This is a genomic window from Kocuria gwangalliensis (assembly GCF_039544365.1).
GTDB lineage: Bacteria > Actinomycetota > Actinomycetes > Actinomycetales > Micrococcaceae > Kocuria > Kocuria gwangalliensis.
Genome location: NZ_BAABLN010000009.1, coordinates 1 through 15406 on the forward strand (window position 1 = coordinate 1; position 15406 = coordinate 15406).

General features: G+C 65.6%; 11 protein-coding genes. 3 read left to right on the top strand and 8 right to left on the bottom strand.

From position 1 onward, the window contains the following. On the top strand, window positions 1–609 hold a 609-nt coding region (locus ABEA06_RS04255; RefSeq protein ID WP_345310668.1), incomplete at its 5' end, for a transposase. 160 nt (window positions 610–769) lie between these two features. On the opposite strand, the gene ABEA06_RS04260 is transcribed toward ABEA06_RS04255, so the two are convergent. From ABEA06_RS04260 to ABEA06_RS04275, 4 genes are all read right to left on the bottom strand, one after another. Continuing rightward, window positions 770–2020 (bottom strand): phenylacetate--CoA ligase family protein, encoded by a 1251-nt coding sequence (locus ABEA06_RS04260; protein WP_303382415.1) that lies wholly within the window; start codon window positions 2018–2020, stop codon window positions 770–772. Between the two features lie 247 nt (window positions 2021–2267). After that, a complete protein-coding gene (locus tag ABEA06_RS04265; RefSeq protein WP_345310669.1) occupies window positions 2268–3662 on the bottom strand; it encodes a phenylacetate--CoA ligase family protein in 1395 nt (464 codons plus the stop codon). Between the two features lie 202 nt (window positions 3663–3864). Further along, complete coding sequence (locus tag ABEA06_RS04270) at window positions 3865–5592, bottom strand: ABC-ATPase domain-containing protein (RefSeq protein WP_345310670.1); 1728 nt, start codon at window positions 5590–5592, stop codon at window positions 3865–3867. 27 nt (window positions 5593–5619) lie between these two features. Beyond that, window positions 5620–6837 (bottom strand): MFS transporter, encoded by a 1218-nt coding sequence (locus tag ABEA06_RS04275; protein ID WP_345310671.1) that lies wholly within the window; start codon window positions 6835–6837, stop codon window positions 5620–5622. 110 nt (window positions 6838–6947) lie between these two features. Here ABEA06_RS04275 and ABEA06_RS04280 point away from each other — a divergent pair, with 110 nt between their 5' ends. Continuing rightward, window positions 6948–8033: a hypothetical protein gene (locus ABEA06_RS04280; protein ID WP_345310672.1), complete on the top strand. Its 1086-nt coding sequence runs from the start codon at window positions 6948–6950 to the stop codon at window positions 8031–8033. Window positions 8034–8140: 107 nt separating this feature from the next. Here the strand turns inward: ABEA06_RS04280 and ABEA06_RS04285 are convergent, their stop codons facing one another. From ABEA06_RS04285 to ABEA06_RS04300, 4 genes are all read right to left on the bottom strand, one after another. Then, window positions 8141–11755 (bottom strand): bifunctional proline dehydrogenase/L-glutamate gamma-semialdehyde dehydrogenase, encoded by a 3615-nt coding sequence (locus ABEA06_RS04285; protein ID WP_345310673.1) that lies wholly within the window; start codon window positions 11753–11755, stop codon window positions 8141–8143. Window positions 11756–11907: 152 nt separating this feature from the next. Next, window positions 11908–12222: an AzlD domain-containing protein gene (locus ABEA06_RS04290; protein WP_303382869.1), complete on the bottom strand. Its 315-nt coding sequence runs from the start codon at window positions 12220–12222 to the stop codon at window positions 11908–11910. Next, window positions 12219–12947 carry an AzlC family ABC transporter permease gene (locus ABEA06_RS04295; protein WP_345310674.1) on the bottom strand — a complete coding sequence of 243 codons (729 nt, stop codon included), beginning with the start codon at window positions 12945–12947 and terminating at the stop codon, window positions 12219–12221. Before ABEA06_RS04295 ends, ABEA06_RS04290 begins: the two co-directional genes overlap by 4 nt. Further along, window positions 12944–14944, bottom strand: a complete 2001-nt coding sequence (locus ABEA06_RS04300; RefSeq protein WP_345310675.1) for a glycoside hydrolase family 15 protein — start codon at window positions 14942–14944, stop codon at window positions 12944–12946. Before ABEA06_RS04300 ends, ABEA06_RS04295 begins: the two co-directional genes overlap by 4 nt. 113 nt (window positions 14945–15057) lie before the next feature. On the opposite strand from ABEA06_RS04300, the gene ABEA06_RS04305 reads away from it, so the two are divergent. Continuing rightward, window positions 15058–15393 carry a metal-sensitive transcriptional regulator gene (locus tag ABEA06_RS04305; protein WP_345310676.1) on the top strand — a complete coding sequence of 112 codons (336 nt, stop codon included), beginning with the start codon at window positions 15058–15060 and terminating at the stop codon, window positions 15391–15393. Window positions 15394–15406: the final 13 nt, after the last annotated feature.

Genomic DNA, 15406 nt, shown 5'->3' on the forward strand with positions numbered 1-15406 from the left:
GACGAGAAAGCGTGGACCGGCATCAGGTACCCGCAGGCGATCTTCGACGAGGACACCGGCACGTGGATCTCCAAGGCGGAGGTGGCCGAGGTCCCCTTCACCGCGTTCACCTCAAGGAAGAAAACCGAACGGGTCCCCGGTCGACTGGTGGTGCGCCGAATCCCCGAGCTGAACCCCCAGGACACGGACCAGCCGACACTGTTCGACACCCACCGGTTCCACGCCTTCTTCACCACCACCGACCCGGAGGTGCTGGACACGGTGACCGCGGACCAGACCCACCGGGGCCACGCGGTCATCGAGCAGGTCAACGCCGATTTGAAGGACAGCGCCCTGGCCCACCTGCCCTCCGGCCGTTTCGGGGCCAACGGCGCCTGGCTGGTCTGCGCGGTGATGGCCTACAACCTCACCCGCACCGCCGGGATCCTCGCTGCCGGAGAGTTCGCCCGGGCCCGGACCGGGACCATCCGGGCCAGGCTCGTGAATCTGCCAGCCCGGATCGCCTCCAGCGCCCGCAGGATCCGCATCCGCCTGCCCCAGGCATGGCCCTGGCAACAGGGATTCGAGCGGCTCTTCACCGCCGTCCACCCGCCACCGCAACCGGCATAACCACCCGACCACCCGCCGGGCATCGGCACAACCGAAAGAACATCAGTGGAACACCACCGGTAGCGAGGCCGGCCACCACGTCACGCCAAAAAACGGCTCAGTGCCGATCCGGGATATCGGCCGCCGGCCCTAACCTGAGTCGGTGGATCGAGGCTTAGNCCTAGGCCCAGGTGGACGGAGCGTCGGGGATGCGCTGATCCAGCATTACTTCCTTGCCGCTGGCGGTCGGCTCGAACCGGTCGATGACTTCCAATTCGAGTTCCACATGATGCTCGCCACGGAGCGACATTTCTCTGAAGAACTCGGCAATGTCGGACTCGCTGGCGCCCGGCGAGGGCTGAACCTGCAGGACTGCTTTGCCAGGAACCTCTTGTCGGAGCTTGAACCGGCGAATCAACGGGAATTCGTCTCCGTCGAAACCGTAAGACGTGAGCGAGAACATTTTCCCATCCGCTCGGACCAACCCTTCCCGACCCCGCCGGGAGAGAATGTCTTTGAACACCACGGACCCGTTGGGCTCCCGACGGATGAATTCGGCCGAATCACCCGTGTCGTAACGCAACAGCGGCATTCCTCGGCCGTCCAAGCTCGTGGTCACCACACGGCCGCGTTCACCAACTCCCACCGGGGTGCCCTCCGGGTCCACCAGCTCCACGTACCCGTACAGCGGGTACGAGTGGTAGTTATGGTCCCGATCCATTCGTGCGAATGCGGTTTTCTCACTGAGCCCGTAGAACACTGAAATGACAGCCTGCGGGAAAACCCGCCCAAGTATTTCCTCCTGCGCAGCCGTGAACTGCTCCGAAACGGGGAACAGACCTCTGATCTCATGTCGCCATGATGTATCGAAATCGGATTCCTCGATCAATTGCGCCAGATACAGCAATGATGACGCGTAACCATGCAAGAACTGTATTTTTCGCTTCTCGATAAGGTCCCAGAACATGTGAATTGATTCCGGCTGCACGGCCTGGAGTCGAATCAATAATTCCCTGATACTGGGCATCAGAATAAAAGGACGGTTCCGGGACAGCGTTTGGCCCCTGAAGAAAGCACGCCACTGTCCGAGTTCGTAACCGGAATCCGACCAGGCATCCACCACGTACGCCCATTCCCTGGCCCCGCGATTGCGGTCCAGGAAGAACCGGACCGGCTCACCCGATGTCCCGGACGTCCCGGAAATTTCGACCTGGGACTCATCCACCACGAGCATGTCCCTGTTGTGATCGGTGACATCTCGCCTGGTCAAGATGGGAAGTGACCGCAGCCCCTCATGGGCACCCAGCTCTCCCCGAGCTACCCGTTCGAGAACACGGTAGGCGGGGCCCTCGGAGTAGTAGGGGGCCCGCCGCGCGGTGGTCAACGTTTCGCCGAGACGCTTGGTAGCTTCTTGCCTGGACCACCACGGCACGGTGCGCGCTTTCTGGATATCCCTGTATGTGCTTTCGTAAACTGGGCCGTAAAGAACCTTGGGCGGAAGTAATCTTGCCGGGGCAGCCAGAAGCTCCCTTTGTTCGACCGGAAGATGTCCCACATACTCACGGACAGATACCATCACTGCTCCCCCTTATGCGAGTTTAGCTTGAATCACACTACCTTGACCGCCTGGTCACAGGGGAATTGGAAGGGGATCCTGCCCAATTTGCAAACGCTACGGTTCACGCCCACATCGATGGTGCGTTGGGGATTCTCTGGTCCAGCAGCGTGAACTTCCCGTTCAATGTGGCCGGCAGCTCATCCACCAGTTCGAAGTCCAGCTCCACCTGATTCTGCGTTCGGCGGATCATCAGCTGACGGAATTGCTCCAGATCTTCCTCGGTCGCCTTCTGGGAAGGCTGGACGAGCAGCACTGCCTTACCGGGGACCTCTTGACGGATTTTGAACCGGTGCACGCACTCGAACTCATGCCCGTGCACATTGAACGGGGTGGTCGAGAAGGTCTCGCCGTCAGCTTTGACGAGTCCCTCGCGACCTCTGCGAGCCAGGATGTTCTTGAACAGCGGCGTGCCCACGTTGTCATGGCCTACGAGTTCGGCGGAATCGCCCGTGTCATAGCGAATCAGGGGCATACCGCGCCCGTCCAGCGTGGTGGTCACGATGCGCCCGCGCTCCCCCAGCTCCACAGGCTGACCATCCCGGTGCAGTAGCTCCACGTGCCCGTAGAGCGGGTACGGGTGATAGACGAAGTTTTCATCGAGCGTGGCGAAGGCCGATTTTTCGCTCAAACCGTAGAAAACGGCCTGCTTGGCGTTGGGGAACAAACGCTGCAGGAGATCCCTCTGTCCGGTGCTGTACTGCTCCGACACCGGCAACACACCGCGGATACGGTATCGCCATGACGTATCGAAATCAGCGTCCTCAAGGAGCCTGGCCAGGTATATCAGGGTGGAGGGATACCCGTGAAGGTATTCGATACCTCGCTTCTCGATCAGTTCCCAGTACTCCCGGACGGTGTCCGGGCCGAGGGTCTGGATCCGAACCACGATTTCGCCGGTGCTGTTCATCACGAAATACGGCCGGTCCTGCGGCAGGTCCAAGCCGCGGAAGAACACCCGCCATTGACCCAGCTGATACCCGGTGCTCGACCATGAATCCACCACGTAGGCCCACTCCCGCGCACCGCGATCACGGTCCAGCAGGAAGAAGATGGGATCACCCGAGGTACCGGAACTCGCTGAGAGCTCTACCGTCCTCTCGGGGGCCGCAAGCATGTCTCGGCAGTGCGCGGACAAATTCTCACGCGTGAGGATCGGCAACTGCGCCAGGGCCTCCCGCGGGCTCACGTCCCCCGTGGCCACCCTGTTCAGCACGTCGTAATGCTGGCCCTTGCCGTAATAAGGCGTCTTACGCGCAGTACGGAACGTCTCGGCCAGGCGCTCGTCCACGGTGTTTTTCGCCCACGACGGCGCTGTACGCGCCGTATGGATCTCGCGAGCCGTGCGCTCGTAGACCGGCCCGTAACGCATCTTGGCCGGCAGTAACCGCGCCGGCGCAGCCAGAAGTTCGCGCTTGTCAGGTGGCAAATGTGCGACAAACTCACGGACCGAAACCACGAAATCACTCCCCTTTGTTTCACCCTCAATTTCACGGCGCAGCCATGTCTCTCCCCCCGGAGCACAGGGTTGCGCACTCCCTCAGTCTTCCCTTAAGTGACCACAACGTCACGCCGACGCGGCGGAACGTTTCTCATTCGTGACTTATTACCCGATTGCTCTCCGGCCCATGTCCGTCCCGCGCGCCGCCATGACACAGAAGTCACCGCCTCCGGTGATACGCGGCGTGCACCTCCTGTCGGCGCGGCAATGCCAAATGCCCGGGGTGCCCCCGGTGGTGAGCGAGCACGTCCAGTCCGTCGCGCTCCACGTGCGTCATGAGTCGATCCACCAGCTCGTTCAGGCTCTGCTGCCCGACCGCCGTGCGGTCGATTTGATCCAACAGCCGCGCAATCGCCTCGGTCTGTGAGGGGTCCACGAGCTGCGACAGGGCGGACACGTCCACGTCCTCCCGGCCTCGCTGGATTGTCCCCAGACCTCGCCCTCGGGCCGGTTTTTCCCGCAACCCGCCCCGCTCACCACCGCGACCATCCGCGCGGGTGCCGCGAGCGCCGTCGTCCTTCGCCGCCGCCGGGACGTGCTCCCGCAACTCCCCGAAAATCTTGGTGGGCCGGGTCTGCTCCCCGGACGGGAAATCCGCGGACACCTGACGCGCCCGGGCGGTGGCGTCCGAGGCCCGGTAGGCGTCCATGGCGATGACCAGGTCCGCGACGTCCAGGAACGCCCCGGAACCGCCCGTGACAAGCACCGTGGACACGCCCCTGTCCCGATACAGGGCCCGAACCCGCTCGACGAAGGGCGTGATGGGCTCGTGCTCGTCGGGCACCAGGGCGCGCATGCGCTGATCGCGGACCATGAGGTTGGTGGCGCAGGTGTCCTCGTCCAGGAGCAACACCTTTGCTCCGGATTCCACGGCCTCCGTGGTTGAGGCCGCCTGCGACGTGGAACCCGAGGCATTCGTGGTACTGAATTGCTTCGTGTCCGCGCCCGTGGGGAGGTTGGTGATGAACGGGGAAACGTCCGTTCCCGTGACCGCGCGGCCGTCCTCCGCGCGCACGGCCATGGCATCGACCCGAGTGATCACCAGTTCGCGGCCGTCACCGGGCACGTGGTCGTACACCCCGCGCTCGAGTGCCTGCAACAGCGTGGACTTGCCGTGATAGCCCCCGCCCACGATCACGGTCACGCCCTCGGGGATGCCCAGGCCTGAGACCTCCGTACCATTGCTGAGTGTGAGCGTGACCCGCAGGTTGTCGGGTGACTCTAACGGTACGGCGTGATCGGTGAGCGGCTCATCCCGGTGCCCGGACGCGCGAGGGAGCACGGCGCCGTCGGCGACGAAGGCCACCAGAGCCCGCGTGGCGAGCTGCGCACGCACGTGCTCGGCGTCGCGATAGCTGCGCACGTGGAGATCGAACGCCGCGGCGTCCAGGTTGTGGAAAATCAGGGAACGGTCGACGACGCTCGGCAGCACCTCGGTCAGCAACCGTTGCGCGGCGCGGGCCTTGATGCGGCGGCCCGCGGCGGGAAAGGCGATTTCGCAGCGAACCTCGATGGCGGCGTGGTCGATGAGCACCGACGAGCGCTGCAGAATCTCCTGACCCACGCGCACCATGAAGATCCCCCCGGAACCCTTGCCCCCGTCCGGACTGAGATTCCGTGCGGCTCGGCCGAAGGCGCGCGTGAGGAAATCACCGGCGGCAATCCGTCCGGCCGCGGAATCCACAAGATGCTCCGGGATGCCCGCGACCCGCCTCGGCACTCGGATCCGCACCATGGACGGTGGTGCGTACGGATCCGATTGCACGCGATCAACGATCAGTTCGAAGTCGCCCACGCGCCAGTCACCCTTGAGCTGTTTGTAGGCGCCGTAGCTGTTGCCCTCCAGGCGCGTGAGGACGTGTGCGAGGTCTGTGCGTGGGGTGCCCATGCTTCCATAGGACCACACGCGGCAACCTCAGGCCGAACGCTTGTGCAGCCGGCTCAGGATGATCGCGACCACCACACTGGCCACGTACGTGACGCCCACGGCGATCCACCCCGCGGTGAAGCTCCCGGTCAGGTCCACCAGTTGCCCCACGATCAGCGGTCCCGCGCCGAACCCCAGGTACATGCCGGTGGCCACCAGACCCGACGCCGCTCCCACCTTGGCTGCCGGGGCTGCCGCCACCGTGCCGGAATTGATGATCACGTTGGCGGCCAGGGGAAGGGCGGCGTGGAACAGGATGCCCACCCACATCAGCCACCCCTGGTGGAACATCTCGGCGGCGATCAGGAACAGTAACCCGACCACGCCACCCAGGCTCATGATTTGAATGAGTACGGACGGCCGCGCCATTCGGCCGGCCACGCGCCCCCAGCCCACACGGCTCAGGATGCCGAACACGCCGATCACCCCGATGATCATTCCCGCCACGGTCAAGGGGAAATCCAGCGCGCGCACCGCGAACAGCGACGAGTACACGGTGACCCCCTGGGTTCCCACGGCATTGAGGAAAGCAACCAGGGAGAACAGCCAGACCGCCGTCGGCAATTTTCCGCGATCGGGCGCCGCGGACTGGGCGGGAGAGGTCGGGCGGGAGGCGACGTCGCGCTCAACCTTGGTGATGATCAGCCACGCGATCACCAACGCGAGAACGCATGCCGCCGCGCCGATCAGTGCGGAGGTCTGCCAGCCCAGAGCCACACCCAGGAACGGGAACGTGAGCCCCGAGATCAGCAGGCCCATTTGCACCCCGGACTGTTTCCAACCCATCCACCGGGCACGCTGGGTGAAACTGGTGCGCTGGGCAATCAGACGGTTGGTGGCGGGATTCGAGAAGGACTGCGCGACGCCAGCGATCAGAGCAGCGGCCAGCAACACCACAAAGGACTGCCACATTGCGCTCACCAGGAACGCGACCACAATGCCCGAGAAGATCAACGCGATCTGGAAGCGCGGGGTAAGCCTGTCCGCGAGCACCCCGAGGAACGTGGCCGTGAGCCCGGCGGAAAGATACACGGTGGCCAGGATTAACCCGTATTGGCCCTCGGTGATGCCGTACTCGTCCACGATCAGCGCGCTCAGGGACCCCAGCGCGTAATTGAACATCGGCCCGATGGCCATGGCCCCCATCAGCACCACCAGCAGCGCTCCGGGTGCTCCGCTCGACGCATTAGATGTGGGACGTGTCACCCACAGCACATTAGCGGGCCTAACTGAATCGCGACAGGGGCGGTCCGGAGAGCGAGACGCTGCGGGCATCCTCACGTAGGCTCGTAGAACGGACTACGGAGGCGATCGATATGAGTGAAGACCTTGACCCGGACCTTGCCCGCGCCTTGAGCGAGCCCGCCCGGTTCGTGCGTGCGGACCCTGCATTGTTGGAGGTTGTGCACGATGCCGGAGCGCCGGCTCAACGACAATTGCTCACGCAAAGTTCCGAGGCCTCTTCGATCGAAGACCGCTACGCATCGGCGGCCATGCTTGCCGCGCTGTTCAACGACCGCGGACCCCTGGATCAGGCGGCCCGCAGCTACGGTTCCACCCCGCCGCGCGAACTCGTAGCGCTGTCCGAGGTGGAAGCCCTGCGCCCCGCGCTCAAGAAGTCACTGTCCAGCCCCGTACTGACCGGTTTGCTGGAATGGGCCACCAAGCCCAACCCCGCCGATCCCCCGCTCGAACTCGCCATGGCCGCCCGGGATCTGGAACTCCAGGACGCCTCCGTGCTGCGTTCCGTGGCCAGCCGCGCCGAGCAGGTTGCACAGCAGACCACCAAGCGCACTCAACGCGGCCCGCTCGAACGGGTTGCGGAGGTGCTGCGGCAGGCTGCGGATCGTGTGAGCGAAACGGATGGCGCGACGTCTGCGGTTGCGGAACCCGCATCGAAGCCCTCCCCGCATGACCCGGTGAATTCCTCGGGCAGTTCGGAACCGTCCGTGACCACCAGCGGCATTCCCGAGTCGGAGCTGGTCGGCGAGGACGAGCCGGATCCGTTCGCGAATGACGGCTCGCACAAGAACCCGCGCGGCCATGAGTATCCCGGTACCGGCGTACCCGTGCGCGATTCGCTCAATGGTCCGCGCACGGACGCCCAGGATCAGCCCAAGCGGGACAGGATCTTCGACGCCGACCGCTTCTGGCCGATGGGTCCCCGCAAGACCGACGACGCCGCCGGTGCGCCTCCCGCACACCAACCTCCTGCCGAGCCGGTTCCGCCGCGCGAACCCTCCACGTCCGAGCTGTATTACGGCGTGGGCAGTGACCGTTACGCGGACCGGGACCCCAACAGCCAGGAAACCCGCGACAGCGACAAGCATGTGCTGCGCAACTGGGGCATTGTGTTCCTGGTGATCATCGCGATCATTTTCGTGCTGACTCTCGTGCTGTAGGGCCCCCCGAGCCCCATGAACATCTGAGTCCGTAAAACTGCACTTCAGTAGCGCGAAGCGGCGGTTTCACGGACCCAGATGTTTCGGCCGAGAACTGAGAGTCAGGACTACCTGTTGGTCCGGAGCTCCGTGACCACCCGATCCATGGACGGGCTGTGGTTGCCGAAGCGGTGCATGGTGATGGACACGGCCTGCTCTGAGAGCATGTACATCAACTCGATGCGCCCGGTGCCCACCACGTCGTCGGTGATCAGGGCAATGTCCGGGTGCTCGGCACGGACCTCGTAGAGCGGCTTGAGGTCATCGTCGCTGCCGTCCCACGGTTGAATCACACGCACGCGGGCGCCGTGGTCCACGTTTAGAGCGGCGTCGTGGAGGGCCTCCCGGTCGGAGAGCTCCGCGAACGCACCCAGCGAACCCGCACCCAGCGCGTGCGCGAAGTCCACGTCCGACGCCGGGGAGAGCACGGTGGTGAACAGCCGGCCCACCCGCTCCGGCAGTTCCTCCGCCGGGCTGAGGATGACCTCGGACCCGGAACGGGAGGCAGCCAGTCCCACGCGCAGCACATCGGTCAGCGATGCCCTCTCCGCCGCGCGCACAATCACGGTGCGGGGGCGGTAACGGAACAGGTTGGCCTCACTGATCAGCGCCGTGGGGTCCTTGACCTGGCCGAACTCGCGCTGCCACTCGGACTGGTCGGAGAGGGCGGCCCGGCGCAGCCACACCTGATCCTCCTGGTCCACCAGCGGCAGGACGGCGTCCAGCCCACGGTGCACGCGGGGCTCGAGAACCCAGGCGCCGGCGGCTCCGCGGTCCGAACTCGAGGAGGTGAAGCCTTCGCGGCACCAGCGACCCAGCGACGCCAGGTAGTTGGGGCCACCGGCCTTGGCGCCCAGGCCCACGGAGGAACGCTTCCAGCCGCCGAAGGGCTGACGCTGCACGATCGCCCCGGTGATGCCGCGGTTCACATACAGGTTGCCCGCCTGAACCCGGTCCACCCAGTGCAGGATCTCGTCCGCGTCCAGGGAATGAATGCCGGCGGTCAGGCCGTAGTCCACGGCGTTCTGCAGTTCCAGGGCGTGGTCCAGGTCGTCCGCGCGCATCAGGCCCAGCACCGGGCCGAAGCACTCGGTCAAGTGGAAGAACGAGCCGGGTTTCACACCCGCGCGGATACCGGGGCGCCACAGCTTGCCGGAATCGTCCAGCTGCTCGGGCTCGATCAGCCATTCCTCGCCGGGCTCGAGCTCGGTGAGTGCCTTGAGCAGCTTGCCCTGGGGCTTCTCCACGGTGGGGCCCACGGAAGCCTGAAGGTCATCGGGCCACGCGACCACCATGGAGGACGCGGCGTCGATGAGCTGGCGGCGGAACCGATCGGAGGTCGCCACGGAACCGACCAGGATACCCAGCGACGCCGCCGAACATTTCTGGCCCGCATGACCGAACGCGCTGGACACCAGGTCCCACACGGCCTGGTCGCGGTCCGAGCTGGGGGTGATCACCAGGGAGTTCTTACCCGAGGTCTCCGCGGTGAGCGGGCGCTCGGGGAACCAGTTGGCGAAGAGCTGAGCGGTCTCGTACGCACCGGTCAGCACCACGCGCTCCACGTCCGGATGGGAGATGAGTGCCTTACCGGCGTCACCTTCCACGGCGTCCACCAGTTGCAGGACGTCGCGGGGCACACCGGCCTCCCACAGGGCCTCGCACATGGCCGCAGAGCAGCGGCGGGTCTCCGGGGACGGCTTGTGGATCACGGCAGAACCGGTGGCCAGCGGCGCCACGGTGGTGCCGGTGGGAATCGCGATCGGGAAGTTCCACGGCGGGGTCACCACGGTCACGTGATGCGGGATGAACTGACCGCCGTCCACGAATTCCAGCTCCAGGGCGCGGCGCGCGTAGTAGCGGCAGAAATCCACAGCCTCCGAAATTTCCGGGTCGCCCTGTTCGAGCACCTTGCCGGTCTCGGCACCGGCAACGGCCAGGAGGTGACCGCGGCGAGCCGCCAGGATGTCCCCGGCGCGGTTGAGGATCTCGGCGCGTTCACGGGCGGGGGTGGCCGCCCAGGTCTTGCCGGCGGCCTTGGCCCGCGCGACGACGTCGTTCACGGCCTCGACAGCCTCGCTCGAGTCGTCCCCGACGTCCGTGAGTACCTCTGGAACGGGCAGGTTCTCGAACCATTCCTTGTCCGCAATGCGAGCGGCGATCTTCTCGGCCCACGCCTGATTGGCGCGGGTGGAGATGTCCGTGTCCGGCTCGTTCACGAACGGCTCGTCCAGGGGTTGGGTGGGCTCTTCTCCCACGGTCTCCCGCGAGCGGTCCTGCGTGCGGGACGGTGAGATGACCTCCGGCTCGGCTTCCAGATCCTGGAGGGCGGCGCGGAACCGGCTCTCTTCACGCTTGAAGATGCGGTTGTCCGGTGCAAGATCGAAGATCCCGGACATGAAGTTCTCGCTCGCGGAGTTCTCCTCGAGGCGGCGCACCAGGTAGGACACGGCCACGTCGAACTCGGTGGGACGTACCGCCGGAACGTAAAGCAACAGCTGACCCACGTCCGTGGAGACGGCCTCGCTTTGTTCCGTGGCCATGCCCTGGAGCATTTCGAATTCGATGCGCCCGGTCACCCCGCGCTGCTCGGCGAGCAGGTGGGCGAAAGCGATGTCGAACAAGTTGTGTCCGGCCACACCCAAGGCCAGCCCGCTCATGCGCGCCGGGGTGAACAACCAACTCAGCACGCGCTTGTAATTGGTGTCCGTGGCCTGTTTGGAGGCCATGGTGGCGCTGGGCCAGCCGTGCATCTCGGCGTCCACGCGTTCCAGTGCCAGGTTGGCGCCCTTGACCAGGCGGACCTTGATCTGCGCGCCGCCGTCAGCTACGCGCTTGGCGGACCACTCGGAGAGCCGCTCCACGGCACCCAGTGCGTCCGGGAGATAGGCCTGCACCACGATGCCGGCTTCCAGGTTCTTCAGCTGCGGCTTGTCGAGCAGACGCCGGAAGACCTCCATGGTCAGTTCCAGGTCCGAGTAGATCTCCATGTCCAGGTTGATGAACATGGCGCCGGCTTCCTTGGACGCGGCGGCCTCGTACAGCGGCAGCAACCGCTCGACCACGCGATCCGCGGTGCGGTCGAAGCCCCAGTGGGACAGCTGCGGCACCACGGAGGAGACCTTGAGGGAGACGTAGTCCACATCCGGGCGGTGCAGCAGGTCCTTGGCGTCCTGCAGGTGCTTCTCGGCTTCCTGTTCGCCGAGCACCTCTTCGCCCAGGAGGTTGATGTTCAGGCGGTGGCCCTGTTCTTTCATGGTCTTCACGGACTTGCCGAAGGGGCCCGGGCGGGCATCCACCACCATGTGTCCCACCATTTGGCGGAGGCGGGTACGCGCGGCCGGAACCACAATGGATGGGAGCTTGTCCGAGAGCGCGGTACCGGCCTTGATCTGGGCGCGGTCCACCGCGGACATGGACTCCGGGGTCAGCTTGGCGATGTCCTGCAGTGCCTTGGCCGCGGCCTTGGTGTCTTCCGTGCGGACCACACGGTCCACGAAGCCCACGGTGAACTCCAGCCCGTGCGGATCTTGTAACACGGTGGCCAGACGATCTTCGGCGGGGTTCTTCTGAGAACTACGTTTCTTGTTGTCCTTGGCCCGGCCTAGCCACTGGCGTACCAGGTCCACGGATGCATCCGCGAGTTCGCGGGGATCGGTCACAGCGGTGATGTTGCTGGTCATCGCAGCACCTCCAGAATCTCGGCCCGGCTGAGATACCGAGGCATTCCCTCGGCCACCAGCCGAGGTGATCCGGGCCCTGCATGGCTGGTCCATCAACGCTAACGTGTTCAGCGCCCTGATGAGTAGTTGGGAGCACGGGATGACGGCGCCGCTCACACCGCCCAACCGGCCCACCGCAGCAGTGCCGCGGTCAGGGCGCCAAGAATCACCACCGCAAGGAATGGGGCCCGCAGCCACAGGGCCACACCGGCCACGACGAGCGCACCCACGCGGGCGTCCAGAACCAGCTCCGTGCCGGACGCAAACGTGTTCATGACCACGAGTGCGGCGAGGAGGCCCGCGGTGACCAGCCCGGCCAGTCGAGGCACGAGCGGGTGGTCCAGAACGGCGTCGGGAACCAAGTACCCCACGAGCTTGGTGACGTAGGCGATGGCGGCGGCCGTGAGCACCCAGAACCACATGCTCATAAGCGCACCCTCTTGCGTGCGGATCGCGCACCCATCAGACCCCAGGTCAACGCCACCACCGCGGCGACCAGCACCGGAATGCCCGATGGGACCAGCGGAATGCTGATGGCGGTGACCACCCCGCACACCACGGCGACGGCCAGTGGTTCGCGTTCGCGTAACCGCGGCCAGAGCAGCCCCAGGAAAGCGGCCACGGCGGCGCCGTCGAGACCCCACTGACCGGGGTCTCCCACCGCGTCACCCAGGAGAGCGCCGACCGCCGTGAACAAATTCCACAGCAGGAACACACTCACCCCGGCCACCCAGAAACCGCGTTTGCGCTCCAAAGAAGTGGACTGCGCGGAGGCTGCGGCATTGGATTCGTCGATGGTGACCTGGGCGGCCACCACCTTGCGCCACGACCGTGGCCGCAGCAACGCATTCATGGTCATGCCGTACACGGTGTTGCGCACACCCAACAGCGACGCCGCTCCCAGGGCCGCCGCGCCCGTTCCGCCCCCGGAAAGCACCCCGATGAACGCGAACTGGGACCCACCCGTGAACATCAACGCGGACAGCGCCTGCGTTTGCCAGAACGTGAGCCCCGCGGCGATCGAGAGCGCACCGAACGAGATGCCGTACAGCCCCGTGGCGATGCCCAGGGACAGTCCCACGCGCACGGCGGGCGAGGATCGCCAGGGGATGACCGACTCGGAGTCCGCCGTGACCGAAGAGAAACCACTCACGATTGCGCGGCACCCCTGCCCTGCACGACCTTCAGGGTGTCCAGCACACGGATCAGGTTCAAATGCGACTCGGACTGCGGGAAGTTGCCCGTGGCCCGCTGCTCGGACGTGGAATAGGTGGTGGACAGCAGGCCCAGCTCGTTGGCCGTACCGAGCACGGTGTCCAACAGTTTCACGGCCTCTTCCACGCGCTCGCACCGCGCCAACTGATCCGCCAGCTGCAACGTTGCGGACACCGACGGCGCCGCCTGGCCGGCAAAACCGTCCTGACCGATCGAGGACGCGAATGCCTCGACATCATCCAGGTCCGTGAGCTGCGGGAGGTTGCGGTAGCGGTGCAGCAGCCCGGAACGGTCGGTGAGTTCCCTCTGGATCCGGGCGGCGGTGCCCAGCATGCGCTCATCGTCATACGCGACGAAACCGACCTTGGGCAGTTGCAACAGCGCGGCGTCCACGGCGGTGGAACCGTAGTACTGCACGAAGGAACCGACCTCGGGGTCGTAACCGTTGGTCCAGATCTCATGGGCCAACTGGTCACGGTGTTCCTCCCAGGTCTCCACGTCCCCGGGCAGCCCGTGGATGCGCACGGCGTCCACACCGGCCTGCAGCGCGGCCCACATCATCACGCGGGTATAGGTGTAGTACTGGGGCTCACCGCGCATCTCCCACACGCCCTGGTCCTTGTCCTCGTAGTTGGCCACCACGGCGCGCAGCAGACCCTGCTGCAACGGCCAGGACAGGTGATCCTCCTGGACGCCGCGGCGTCGGAGGCCTTCGAAGACCACCAGCACGTGACCGGCCACGTCCGCCTGGTACTGCGAACCGGCGGTGTTGCCCTCGCGCACGGGTCGGGCGCGCTCGTAACCGGGCAGGTCCACGAGCCGCTCGCGGCCCACCACGGAACCGTCCAGGCCGTAGACGTTGGAAGGGTGGTCCACGTCCCCGGCGACCGCGCGCAGCAACCAATTGCGCAGCTGGGCGGCCTCACGGTCGTGGCCGTGGTCGAGCATGATTTCAAGAGCGAATGCGGCGTCGCGAGGCCACGACAAACGGTGGTCCCACGTGCGGTTTCCGCCCAGCACCTCGGGCAGGGAGGTGGTGGGCGAGGCGATCAAACCACCGGTGGCCTGGTGCATCAACCCGCGCACCACCAGCAGGCTGCGGCGAATGATGTCCTCACGGGCGTCCTGGGTGACGGGCAGTTCCACGGCGTGTTCGGCGGGCGTGGGCGCACGCCTGGTCTCTTCCCGTTCTGCGAGCCTGGCCTCGGTGGCGGCGGGATCGTAGAGTCCGGACCATTCCTGCCACAAATTGACCGTGGCGGTGAGCGTCTCGTTGACATTCACGGCTTCCGGTGGCGTGCTGTGGGACGGGAACCAGGTGAGCGAGAAGTCCTTGGTCTGACCCGCAGCCACGGTGAACGTGCCGGCGTGCCGGCGCTTGGAACGGTCCTCGTCCGCTTCGGGCAGGGGATCCCCGCGGAAGACGACGGCGTCCGGGCCGGCCATACCCACCAGCACACCGTCCGTGCGCTCCCCGGACTCATCGTTTTCCGCCACGTCGAAACGGCTCAGCCACGGCACCGATGCGCCAAAGTTGAAGCGCAGACGCACGTCCTGGAAGAGCTCCACCTCGCCGGTGAGACCTTCGACCCGTCGGATCAGCGCGGTGCGGGAGGTCAGCGGCATGAAGTCCGTGACGCGGACGGTTCCGGTCCCGGTGGTCCACACGGTGTGCAGCACAAAGGTGTTCTCCGCGTAGAAACGCTCAACGGCCGTACCTGCCCCGCGGTCAAGGACCACCTCACTGTCCTCGTCCACCGCGCAGACCGGCGCCAGCAACCACCGCCCGTGATCCGGCCCACCCAGCAGTGAGGCGAACATCGCCGGGGAATCAAAGCGGGGAGCGCACCACCAATCGATGGAACCCGTGCGGGACACCAGCGGGCCGCTGCGCATGTTGGACAGCAGCGCGTAATCCTCGATCCATGAAGCCATGGGTCCAGAATTTCATACTCGCCGGGTGGATCCGGCATGCCCGTCCAGCAGCACCGGGGGAAGACATCGCCGGCCGTCTTGATGTATACCCCCGGAGGGTATACATTGACATCATGAGCATCGAGCAACCAGTCCACCCCGACCCTCTCGTGACCCGCGGGTACACCCAGGACAAAGCCGCGTACGGCCGCCGCCTCAAGCGTATCGAGGGTCAGGTGCGCGGTATCCAACGCATGATCGATGAGGACACCTACTGCATTGATGTGCTCACCCAAATTTCCGCCATCCAGTCGGCCCTGAAATCAGTGAGTCTGGGGCTGATGGAGGAACACCTGGGGCATTGCGTGCGCCACGCGGTGGAGCACGCCCATGACACCGGTGACACCACCGAACTGGATACCAAGCTCGCGGAGGCTAACGCCGCCATCGCCCGCCTGGTCAAAAGCTGACCCGCCCCCAAGG